Source organism: Neorhizobium puerariae (assembly GCF_042429745.1).
GTDB classification, from domain to species: domain Bacteria; phylum Pseudomonadota; class Alphaproteobacteria; order Rhizobiales; family Rhizobiaceae; genus Neorhizobium; species Neorhizobium puerariae.
Genome location: NZ_JBHMAA010000032.1, coordinates 194,569 through 205,542 on the forward strand (window position 1 = coordinate 194,569; position 10,974 = coordinate 205,542).

11 protein-coding genes are annotated in these 10,974 nt (G+C 58.3%); all 11 read right to left on the minus strand.

Annotated elements, in window-relative coordinates; all coding sequences use genetic code 11:
* Nucleotides 1-3 precede the first annotated feature (3 nt).
* Entirely contained in the window at nt 4-1,068 is a 1,065-nt protein-coding gene (locus ACFFP0_RS25410) for a phage major capsid protein (protein ID WP_377265010.1), read from the minus strand.
* Nucleotides 1,061-2,314, minus strand: a complete 1,254-nt coding sequence (locus ACFFP0_RS25415) for a phage portal protein (RefSeq protein WP_377265011.1) — start codon at nt 2,312-2,314, stop codon at nt 1,061-1,063. The genes ACFFP0_RS25410 and ACFFP0_RS25415 overlap by 8 nt, the downstream gene beginning before the upstream one ends.
* Before the next feature lie 103 nt (nt 2,315-2,417).
* Entirely contained in the window at nt 2,418-2,660 is a 243-nt protein-coding gene (locus ACFFP0_RS25420; RefSeq protein ID WP_377265012.1) for a hypothetical protein, read from the minus strand.
* Between the two features lie 263 nt (nt 2,661-2,923).
* A complete protein-coding gene (locus ACFFP0_RS25425; protein WP_377265013.1) occupies nt 2,924-4,567 on the minus strand; it encodes an AAA family ATPase in 1,644 nt (547 codons plus the stop codon).
* Nucleotides 4,564-5,835: a hypothetical protein gene (locus ACFFP0_RS25430; protein WP_377265014.1), complete on the minus strand. Its 1,272-nt coding sequence runs from the start codon at nt 5,833-5,835 to the stop codon at nt 4,564-4,566. The genes ACFFP0_RS25425 and ACFFP0_RS25430 overlap by 4 nt, the downstream gene beginning before the upstream one ends.
* A gap of 167 nt (nt 5,836-6,002) precedes the next feature.
* The gene (locus tag ACFFP0_RS25435) at nt 6,003-6,161 is read right to left on the minus strand and encodes a hypothetical protein (protein ID WP_377265015.1); all 159 of its coding nucleotides are present in this window, start codon (nt 6,159-6,161) and stop codon (nt 6,003-6,005) included.
* A 600-nt stretch (nt 6,162-6,761) separates the two neighbouring features.
* Nucleotides 6,762-7,082 (minus strand): hypothetical protein, encoded by a 321-nt coding sequence (locus ACFFP0_RS25440; protein WP_377265016.1) that lies wholly within the window; start codon nt 7,080-7,082, stop codon nt 6,762-6,764.
* A complete protein-coding gene (locus ACFFP0_RS25445; protein WP_377265017.1) occupies nt 7,079-8,149 on the minus strand; it encodes a CobW family GTP-binding protein in 1,071 nt (356 codons plus the stop codon). Before ACFFP0_RS25445 ends, ACFFP0_RS25440 begins: the two co-directional genes overlap by 4 nt.
* 150 nt (nt 8,150-8,299) lie before the next feature.
* Entirely contained in the window at nt 8,300-9,238 is a 939-nt protein-coding gene (aztC, locus tag ACFFP0_RS25450) for a zinc ABC transporter substrate-binding protein AztC (RefSeq protein ID WP_377265018.1), read from the minus strand.
* A 20-nt stretch (nt 9,239-9,258) separates the two neighbouring features.
* Complete coding sequence (gene aztB, locus ACFFP0_RS25455; RefSeq protein ID WP_377265019.1) at nt 9,259-10,125, minus strand: zinc ABC transporter permease AztB; 867 nt, start codon at nt 10,123-10,125, stop codon at nt 9,259-9,261.
* Complete coding sequence (aztA, locus tag ACFFP0_RS25460) at nt 10,118-10,930, minus strand: zinc ABC transporter ATP-binding protein AztA (protein WP_377265020.1); 813 nt, start codon at nt 10,928-10,930, stop codon at nt 10,118-10,120. Before aztA ends, aztB begins: the two co-directional genes overlap by 8 nt.
* Nucleotides 10,931-10,974 lie beyond the last annotated feature (44 nt).

Genomic DNA, 10,974 nt, shown 5'->3' on the forward strand with positions numbered 1-10,974 from the left:
CTGTTACGCGGCAGACGTTTTGAGCTTGCGGAAGCGAGCGCCCTGAAGGACGCGGCCCGATGTTCTTCGAGTCGCATGGATGCGGGTGACGCCCCTGCGTGCCTGGGTGTACGGGTCGGAAAGGATGCTCAGGGAAAGACGATCCACGATGCGGTAGGCGCTGAAGTCACCGAAGATGATCGGGAAATTGCCGTCACCGATGTCCGGCATATCCACCATTTCGACAACCGGCTTGCCCAGAATGGTTTCCGGCTGACCGGCGACATAGGCGGGCTGCCAAAGATAGTTCTGCTGACCGTCCTTGAGCTTCCGCACCGCTGCAAGCGTGGTGCCGTTCATAGCCCATGCTGCACCGGGAGCGTTGCGGTAGGCGGCGGGCAGTGCATAGAGCAGGTCAATAAGCTTGTCCGCGCTCAGGTTCGTGGCATGGCCGTTGACGGTGAAGCCGATATCGGGGTTGGTCATGAGACCTTCAGGCTGCTTCACACCGGAGCCATTGACGAACGCAACCGCCTCCTTCTGGCCGAAATCTTCGGCAAGAGCGAGACGAACCTCTGCCTCTGCCTGGCCGTGAGAGTCCGCAAGCAATTCGTTGCTGATATCAACGAATGTGCGGATTCCGTGAATCGGAACCTCCAGCATCCCAAACGTGACGTTCGATTCTTGCGATTCCTCGGTTTCGCCTTCCCACATCGCATTACCGATACCGGTACGTTTCGGGTACTTTACCGAGGGTGCCCCGGTCGTGCGGACAGATGCATATCGACGGATCGGAGAGAACTCGACAAGGTTTCGGATGAACTCGCTCGACATCTCTTCCGGTGCCAGATAGCCGCCCTGCGGGTCCGACGATACGGTCAAGGCACGGGTTTCGGTTTCCGGCGTTTGGTTGCCAAGGCGCAGATAGGTGCCGAATGCGCGCTGTTCAGCGGTCGGTTCCTGGCGCTGCTGGCCGGTCGGGCGCTGCGCCCTGATTTCGGCATCATCAAGCGCCTTCTCCATGGCTTTCTCAAGCATGTCGATAGTGGTATCCAAGTCCTCAAGTCGTTTGTCGAGGGGTTTAGGCATTGCTGTCTCCGTTGTTGTTCCCGGTCGCCTTCGGGGACGCGCCCGCAACCGGATAGAGTTTGTCACCGCCATCGATACGAGGCAGATTGAGGCGGGCGCGGGCGTCATTCGGGGTCAGGACCGGTCCACCGGCCAAGTTCTTCAAGCCTTCCGAAACGCTTTTGAAGTCGCCGGATGTGACGGCGGCGGTCTCGAATTCGACGTAGACGGAAGTCCGGTCCTCTGGATCGATGAGGGGAACGCTGATCGCGTCTACCCAAGCAGAAAGCCAAGGGCCGAGGGTGAAAGCCAAATACTGCTTTCCAAGAGATTCAGAATTGTTGAGGCTTGCATCTGCAAGTTCGCCTGCAAGCGTCGGAGAGATACCAAAGAACCGTAGAACATCGATCACCTGATTCTTGCGAAGCTCAAGCGTCTGCGCGTCAACACTGCTGAAGGTAATAGGTGTCCACTTCGCATCTTCGCCAAGGACGGAGGCACCGCCTGGATTCTCGGTACGCTGTAGCTTCCATGCTTCCAGAACGTCTTGAGATGACTTTGCGGTGAGCTTGCCCTTGACGCTGAGAATGCCGACTGGCTGACCGCCATTACGGAAGAGTTCGGACGTCGCCTTCTCAATCGTGAGGCCAAGATGGATGGCCTTAGCCGCCTGCTTGGCAGGGGCGTCGCCGGTCGGGGATTCGAGGCGAAGGATATCGCGGTAGGACAGGGTTTCGGAACCGCCGCCCTTCTTTGAGACGACGTAGCGCGGTTCGGAAGTCCACTCGTCGACCTCGACCTTGACCGCACCGTTTGCGATCTGGTGAATCTCACGCGGAACGCCGCGAACCCGAACGATCCTGGCGAAGGCGTTGCCTTCTAATAGGCATGTCTCCGTCATCTTACGGAGGAAGCCGGGGGCAAGCTGCCATGGGTTCGGATACCCATTGAAAAGCGTCTCAATCGGATGGTCGCGAAGGCGCTCCTTGTTCCGGTCCTTGCCGTCACCGACATTGCGGAAGGCATGAACGGGGCACTCTGCAACGCTGGTGGCAATCAATCGGATTGCGGCGGCGCTGGCGCTATACCACTTGGCAGCGTGGTCGCCGGTGGGGATACCGTCGATCAGCGCGACACCGAACAACTCGCGCAACCAGTCTTCCGGGTCGGCGAGCGAACGAACCTGCCCGTTGGCAATCAGGAAATGCCGCGCTTCGGCTTGTGCCGACTCGGGCTGAGATTCGCGCTTTCGGGTCCAAAGGGCCATGGGGTCACATCCGTAAAAGATGATGTGACAAAGATGGCGATCAGGAAGCGACTAGAATAGCCCAAGTCTTAGTCGTCATTGGTCGGCAATGATCGGTTTTGAATCAGATTTTACCTTCCGCACTCAAAACCATGTACGCGAACAACTCTGACTTGATGCTGAAGATTCGGCCTGCCCGACTGTAGACCGGTGCTTTCTCATCTTTCAAGAGCGTCTTCACGTAGTGAGGGGTGCATCCAAGGAAGCGCTCGATAGCTTTGCTTCCCCATAGAGAATCCTTGGCGAGGGAATCGGGAATGCGGGCGATATTCGACACATTGTCGTTCGCGACGTCTGTCTGGGTCATATTGTAAACTCTGCTGATATCGGCCATCGGCCTTGATCAGCAATATAGCATGAGAACGAATAAAGAACAAACCTAGTGAATGACATCGGACTTCAGGTTCTTTGGATTCGCAAAGCGTAGGACTTCCCTACCGATTGCAGAAATCCTTACAGGGTCACCTTCCGCCCAACGGAGCGCCAGCAACTCCGGCACTATCGAAGGGTCAGGTTTCTTGCTCAGAGCTAGTTGAAAGAGCGCCTTGATTTGCTCGTGACTAGCTTTCTTCATGCAGTCTCCCCCACGGCGGAAAGCAGGTCCATGATATCGATCTGGCTCGGGTCATGGATTGCTTGATGATAGGCCGCGTTTCCCGCGGGAGTGACGTCGTAGATGTTATTGTTCAACGTGTCCTTTTCTTCATCGATCTTCTGGACAGTGATGTATTCGACCTCCATCAGCCAGTTAGATGCTTCTTTGATCTCTGCGGCGTTCATGAACTTACCGAGCGTTTTGAAGAGCCTTCGGTATTCGATCGGCCGCTGACTATTGACCATGGATTCCAAGAGACGGAAGGCGTTTGGGGGGAAGGTGTCACATGTCACACCTTCACTATAAACCATTGTATTTTCAACGACTTCACCTGTGACATCGCCGATTTCAACAGATGTCACACCACCACTGTAAATGTCACAGCTATCGGGTTCTAAGCTTTCACTCTGTTGGGAATCCTTCGGATCGCCTTCGGCGGTTCGATCTACGATCTCACCCAACTCCTCAACCGTCTCGGCAAGAATCTCTTTCTTGTCCTGTGACAGGTGACTTTTTTCTTCCTGCTGTGACATTGCCGATGTCACAGGCTTTTCGTTGTTCTTCTCCTTGTTTCCCTTTGGTTTTTCTCCTTCATGGGAAGGCTGTGACATTGGTACACCTACCCCCCTGATGACGTACTTGCCGTTTCCGACAGACATCGCCTCGCCGATCTTTCCATCCCTTCCCATCCTGCTCAACATCTTCCGCACAGATTGGCGTGGAAGATTGGTTTCGTCTGAAACCTCTAAGGGAGAGAGCGGCCCATATTTACGGAGGGCCTCAAGGATGTCGGATTTTTGCTTTGATGTAGCGATATTGGCGGCGTCACCGAGAACCCGCAACCAACCATTGTCATGACCGATGGCAACCAGCCTGTTACCGGAAGGCAAGCCGCGACCGCCTGCCCAGAGCGTGTTTTCGCTATCTGTTTTTCTCAGCACTAAACGGCAGTCAGGTGTGCCAATGATCGCGGTGCTACCAACAACATTGCCAAGATTTGCTAACGGATCATCGCGACTAATAGGTTTTTTCGGCGTAAGGTGAACCAGCATGAAAACGCACACGTTGTTTTTCTCTGCCCACGCTCGCAGCGGCACCAAGGTTTTGTTGTCGTTCTTCGGTGCTGTACTTTTCAAGGGTGAATCGTCGGGTTCGGCCTTGCTGTAAACGTCGATGACAACAGCACGCGGATTATCGGCCCAAGCGATCCAGGCATTCATTTCATCCCAAAGTCCGCCGACAGGGTTGCCGTCCTTGTCTCTGGTGAGGGCAAGCGTCGGCTGTTCTCTGAGTATGGTGAGCCTGTTCAGGTCAGGCTTGTTACCCCGGAACATGCTATCTCGGGAGGCGCAGTAATTGTCATGACTATCCTCATAATCGAGGTAGAGGACGCTACCGGGCGGGCGAGCTGTACCGATTCCAAGCAGCGGCTCACCCAGCGCAATATTGAAACATATCGACCTCATGAGCGTCGACTTACCTTCACCGGGTCTACCGGCAAGCAGGATCAGTCCGCGCCCCGGAATCAGGCGATCGATAAGATCAGGATAGCGGAACTCGGGCGGCGCATCGTTGCCGTTGTTCGCTGTCCCTTGCTTCGGCTTATAAGGCTCCTTCATGCCTCACCCCCGTAGCTTTTCCGCTCGCGAAGCACGGCAATATGGTCGATCAGTTCCATGTCGCTGTGCACCAAGGCCAGCGGCAGTGGGAGGTCGATAAACGGCTCCGGCAGGTGGAAGGTTGGAAGGTTCATGTCAAGGCTGTTGATCTCGCCGCGAATGTCTTCCACGCTAGACTTGAACAATTCGAGCGCGGTGTCCGCTTCGGCAATCTTGGCCGCCAATGCTGTTGACGCACTCTGCCGAGCAAATTCAGCAGCAGCTTGTTCAAGCCATTCGTCGCGCGCCTCGCGGACACGATCATCAAGAGTGCGATCAATCCATGGATCAATGGCGTTCGTGACAATGGAACGGAGCACGTCCGGCCGGAGAGTAGCCAATGCGTCGATTTCCGTCTGTTCCACGCCGAACCGTTCCCGCCACCGGCTGGCGCGCTTCTCCGTCTCCTTGAGCGGCGTTGAAGGAAGACCAAGATCCTTGACCTGTTCGACTGTCAGGCCGATGGGGATCAGCCGAAAATCAAGGCTTGGGTAGATGCTATCCTTCATCGCCCTGAGCTTGTGAGCGATTGAAGTGGACATTTGATAGCCGCTTGGGTCGGCGTCCGCGAGCGTGAAGACAACTATCGGGCGCCCGTCGTTCATGGCGTTGGTGGCCATGCGATAGATAAACGTGTCGCTGATCTCCCCGGAAGGAAGATAGAGGTCGGCACCGTATTGTTCCGCCACCGGCCACAGGACGGTTTCAAGGGAGGTCTTCTCGCCGAAGATCACTACCTTATACATCTGACGAGCGTGGAAGTCGCACAGATCGATACGAGGGCGAAGTTCGGCTGGATCGAAGGCGTAGCCGTCCACGTCGAACGCAATCGCCGAATAAGGCGACAACGGCTCCGAAGTGCGGATGACTGGATCAGAATTGCGAGCATCGAAAATGCGCTCCCACGGCACGTATCCTAGCCATCGGGCAGCCTTTGAGGCTTGCTCAAGGAAAGACCAGCACTCATCGTCATTGACGAAGGGTATGCCGTCAGGCTTGAGGACATCGCCAGCGGCAACAAGGGCGTAGAAGACACCGCGATTGTGGGTTCGCTTCCAAGGCTTGAGAAGACCGGCAGCCTCCATGTGTTGAGCAAGCCACTGGCCATTGCGGTGGTTGGTCTTCGTATCGAGTCGATACGGGTCGTTCTGGGCAGACAGAACCGTCAATTCTTGAAGGCTTGCCTTATGGAAAGACTTCGTAATGCGAATAATGTTACCGAGGGTCAAGGGCCACTCCTGTCGTGGAAAGTTTGTGCGCAAGGGCGATGGCCTGGCAAGCCTGCAAGGCGGTCAGGTCAAATCGATCCTTCAGGACGGGAACGGCGCGGTGCGGGCGTTCTGTCTCGCTGAGGAGCCACATGGCTGCGGCATGGACAGCGGGCGCGTCTTGGTGGTCAGTGCTCATCGGCACCACCATCGGCTTCGAGCATTGCCCGGATGCGATCGACCTCGCTTCCCTTTTTCAGGGCCGCGTATTCTCTTTCCATCCGGTCTAGCAACGGTTGTGCGACTGGTCCGAAGCGATCGACCAGTTCAGCGGCAAACAGCAGCATTTCCGCAATTCGAGTCGCGGAAACGCTGCCATGGGCAGAGCGGCAAATTTTATTCAAGGAGGTTGTCTAGGATAGCGCGGACGCATACGCCACCGGGCACCACACCTGGCGAACATTATGCGCGACGTGCGCACGTCGCGGAGCCCTAGAACTTTTTGAGCGAGACGCTAAGTCTCTATGTCTTCGCGGTATGCGATTTGGCGGGCTGAGCCGTGCCGGACATCGACACGGAATCTGAAATTTCATACTAGCCTTAAAAAGTCAAGAGCCTTTTTAAGGGCAAGCACAAAGAATACATTTTGGTTACATTACGGCCACATGATACGGGCGAAATTGGGAGGAAATTCTACCATCATATTGAAATTACTTATACTGATTGCTCCCATTAGTTCGAAACCACACCGGCCCGGGGAGCCAGTTTCAAAAGGCCTGTCCATAACCGGACGGGCCTTTTCTCGTTACAGATCAAGAAATTAGGCTTTGCGGCGACGCATCCCGCAGGTCCGTCGCAGCTTCCCGATTTGCTTTGAATGACTGCGTTACAGGCCCCTTGATCGTGGTTCCCGCGCGGTCCTCGACGATATTCGAAGTCTTTCAAGGTTACCTTGCAGGAGAAATCGGCAGCGAGCCCCTCGCCCCGGTTTCTGCCGCAGTTGTCCATGCAGCAAGGACATCGTCGCGCGTCGCCTGACGCATCGCCTTGTGAATCGACGCCTGCAGCGCCTGCTCTCCGGGGCGCATGACGAGGATAACCGTTTCCCGAGGCGGGCAATCGGGCAAGGCGCAGGCAAGCTCGTTGACCGAGACGACCACGTCGTCCGGAAGAGCCAGGATTTCACGGGTCCATTGCTTGATGGCGCGGGCACTGCTGACAAGCGCCGGATCGTTGCGTGCCAATGGATTGGCGAACGCGCGCTTCATGCCCGTTTCCTCTTCCGCCCCGCAGAACGTGGCGCGAGGACATCGAACAGCTCACCGATCGGCTCTCTCGGCATATCCTGTCCAATCAGGACCACCCGCGTCTGCCTGCGGCCGTCGGGCCAGCGGTCGAGACGGTGAAGAGGATAGAGACGATGCTGGACGGCATGCGCGACCAGGGGACGGTCGGGATTGTCGGCCATGGCGAAGATGCCCTTGAGACGCAGCAGGCCGGAGCCGATATTGCTGGTGACAAGCTCCAGAAACGTCATGACGGATCTGGGCGCCAGCGGTTCGTCATGGGTCAGGATGAACGCCTCCACCTCGTCGCCGTGGCGATTGGGGTCGTGTTCGTGGTCCGGATGCCTCACCAGTCCCTCCATGGCCAGCCAGGCCGGCACATCCTCTGCCTTGTACTGGGTGGAATAGGCTCGCGCATCCATCAGGTTCTCCAGACGGAAATCGGTGGAATGGCTGTCGTGAAAGGTCGCAGCGGGATTGAGGGCGCGCAGTTCGTCCACCCAGGATATCCGCTCTTCGGCGATATCGGTCTTGGTCAGGACGATGTGATCGGCGAAGGCAAGCTGCTTCCATCCCTCCATGAAGCTGTCGAGCGCCAGCCGCCCCGCAACCACGTCGAAGGCGGTGATCACGCCGGCAAGGTAGAAATGCCGCGCGACCACATGATCCCGCATCCCCATCGCGGGGGCGCCGCCCGGGATCAGGCTGTTGATGATCGGCGCCGGATCGGCAAGGCCGGTCGTCTCGATGACGACGCGTGAGACCGCCGGGATCTCTTCCCGCCGGCAGGCCTCGTGCAGCTCGAACAAGGACGCGCGGATATCGCTCGTCGCCGTGCAGCAGATGCAGCCGGTGGTCGTCCGGAAATAGCGCTCGGAGCCGGCATGGACGAGGTCATGATCGATCGGGACAGTCCCGAATTCATTGACGATCACGGCGGCATCCCGCATTCGGGGGCTCGACAGCAGACCGTTGAGAAGCGTCGTCTTGCCGGAACCGAGGAAGCCGGTCAGCAATGTCACCGGTGCGGGCTCATAAAGCTGGTTCATTGCGTTCTCCGGCGCTCTTCCATCCGGCTTGCGCCGATATCCGAACAGGTTGCCGATCATCGCCGCTCCGTCTTTTCGACCGTCATCATCGTGTATCTGTGGCCGCGTGATGGAAATGGCCCACCCGGTACCGGGTGGGCCGGGCTCCGCTCAGCTTCCGAGGATGGCCGCCTTCATCGTGCTGATATTGTTCCGGAACATGTCGATATAGGTGGAGGCAGGACCATCCTTCGCCGAAAGGGCGTCGGAATAGAGCGTGCCGCCCACCTTGAGACCGGTTTCCCTTGCGATCTGCTCGATCAGGCGCGGGTTGCTGATGTTCTCGACGAAAATCGCCGAGGCCTTGTCCTCCTTCACCTGGTCGATCAGTTTCGCGACATCTGCGGCGGAGGCTTCCGCTTCGGTGGAGACGCCTTCCGGAGCGATGAATTTCAGACCGTATTCATGCTCGAAATAACCGAAGGCGTCATGCGAGGTGATGATGGTCCGCTTGCCGGCGGGGATCGATGCGATGGCTGCCTTCACCTCCCCTTCGAGCGCAGAAAGCCTGGCGACATAGGCACTGGCATTGGCCGTATAGGTCGCGCAGCCGGCCTTGTCGGCCTTGCAGAAGGCATCGGCGATGTTCTTCACGTAGATTTCCGCATTGTGGATCGACTGCCAGGCATGCGGATCGAACTCACCGTGATGATGATGCCCTTCATGACCATCGTCGTCATGATCATGTTCCTCTTCGCTCGCCTTCAGCGGCTCGATGCCCTTGGTCAACTCGACGACCGGCGCCTTGGTGCCGCTCGTCCCGATCAGCCGGGACATGAATCCTTCGAGCTGCAGGCCGTTGACGAGAACGACGTCGGCCTGCTCCAGAGAGACCGCATCGGCCGGGCGCGGCTCGTAGACATGCGCGTCGCCGTCAGGCCCGACGAGCGTCGTCACCTCCACGCGGTCTCCGCCGACATTCGTGGCGAAATCGGCGATGATCGAGAAGCTCGCAACCGCCTTCAGCTCGGCTGCGGAAGCCGTTGCGGCCCAACCTCCCGAGAGCCCGAGAAGGCTGACGCAGGTTGCAATGCGGATGGTCCTGAACATGGAAATCTCCTTTTCGTCTATCAGGCTGTTCTGTGGCCGCGCGAAGCGAAGGCGTTGCGGAGAACGCCCCTCCGCCCGGCCAGAATGGAAAGGATGTAGATGCCGCCGGCCGTGAGAATGATCGCAGGCCCGGAGGGCAGCGACGCATGATAGGAAAGCAGGAGACCTCCCAATGAAGAGGCTGCGGCGATGGCAATCGCAATGAAGCACATCGAACGTACCTGGTTGGACCAGAAACGCGCCGCCGCCGCCGGCAGCATCATCAGGCCGACCGACAGCAGGGTGCCGAGCGCTTGGAACCCGCCGACCAGATTGAGCACGACCAGTACCAGGAAAAGGAAATGGACGGGCGCTCCGACGCGGCTCACCGAACGCAGGAAAAGCGGATCGAGGCATTCGGCGACCAGAGCCCGCCAGAATATCCCGAGTGCCAGAAAGGTCAGTCCGGCAATCATGGCGATCAGCGCCAGGGCTTCGTCGTTCAAGGCGAGAACCGAACCGAACAGGACGTGCATGAGATCCACGCTGGAACCGCGCCACGACACGAGCAGCACCCCGACCGCAAGCGATATCAGGTAGAAAGCCGCCATCGTGGCATCCTCCTTCTGGACGGTGAAGCGCGACACGACCCCCGACCCGATGGCGACGAGAAGCCCGACCGCGAGACCACCGAGCGTCATGGGAACGATCTTGAGGCCGAACAGGAGGAAACCGACCGCCGCACCCGGCAGGATCGCATGCGACATGGCATCACCCGTGAGGCTCATGCGCCGCAGCATCAGGAAGACGCCGACCGGTGCGCAGCTCGCCGACAGCAGCAAGGAGCCGACAAGGGCGCGCTGCATGAAACCGTAGCGGATGAAGGGCTGGAGCAGATCGTCATACATGGGCGCCAACCTTGTTCAGGCTCCGCGCGGCGGGCGCATTCCGGTCCGCAGGGCGAGGATCGGTCGAAAAATTCCCACCGGCGTCGCACCAGCCGGCGTCTTCGTCCCATGCCTCCTGGAATTGACGCGCCCGGAGCAGGTTCTCAGGCTCAAGAACCTCGCTCGTCGGCCCCAGGGCGACGAGTTCACGCGCAAGAAGCAGGGTTTGCGGAAAGCGTTCGCGGACAAGATCGTGATCGTGAAGAACACAGAGCACCGTCCTGCCCTCCCCGATCCAGCATTCGATCAGCCGGAGGAGGTCATCGACGGTACGTGAGTCAATCGCGTTGAACGGTTCGTCCAGAAGGATGAGATCGGCATCCTGCAACATCGTGCGCGCAAACAGCGCTCGCTGCATCTGCCCTCCGGAAAGGCTGTCCAGGGGCCGTTTTTCGAAGCCTGCGAGCCCTACCGCCTCCAGACATGCGGCAAGCGCGGCCCTATCCTCTCTGCCGATGCGCCCGAGCAGGCCACACTTTTGCCAGAAGCCGAGCGAGACGAGATCGATGACGCGTGCCGGAAAGCTGCGGTCGATTTCCGATTGCTGCGGCAGGTAGGCCAGGCGCCCGCAACGGGCAAAGCAATTGCCGCCGATCGGCTTCAGGATGCCCGCTATCCCCTTCATCAGGGTCGATTTGCCCGAACCATTGGCGCCAATCACGGCCGTCAGAGTGCCGCGCAAGATCCTGCCCGTCAGATGGTGGACGGCCGGATGGCCGTGATAGCCGAGCGTGAGATCGTCGAAGCGCAGGCAGGTGTCGGTCATGGTCACTCCGGGGGTTGACACCGCCTGTGTATGTAATGTTATTA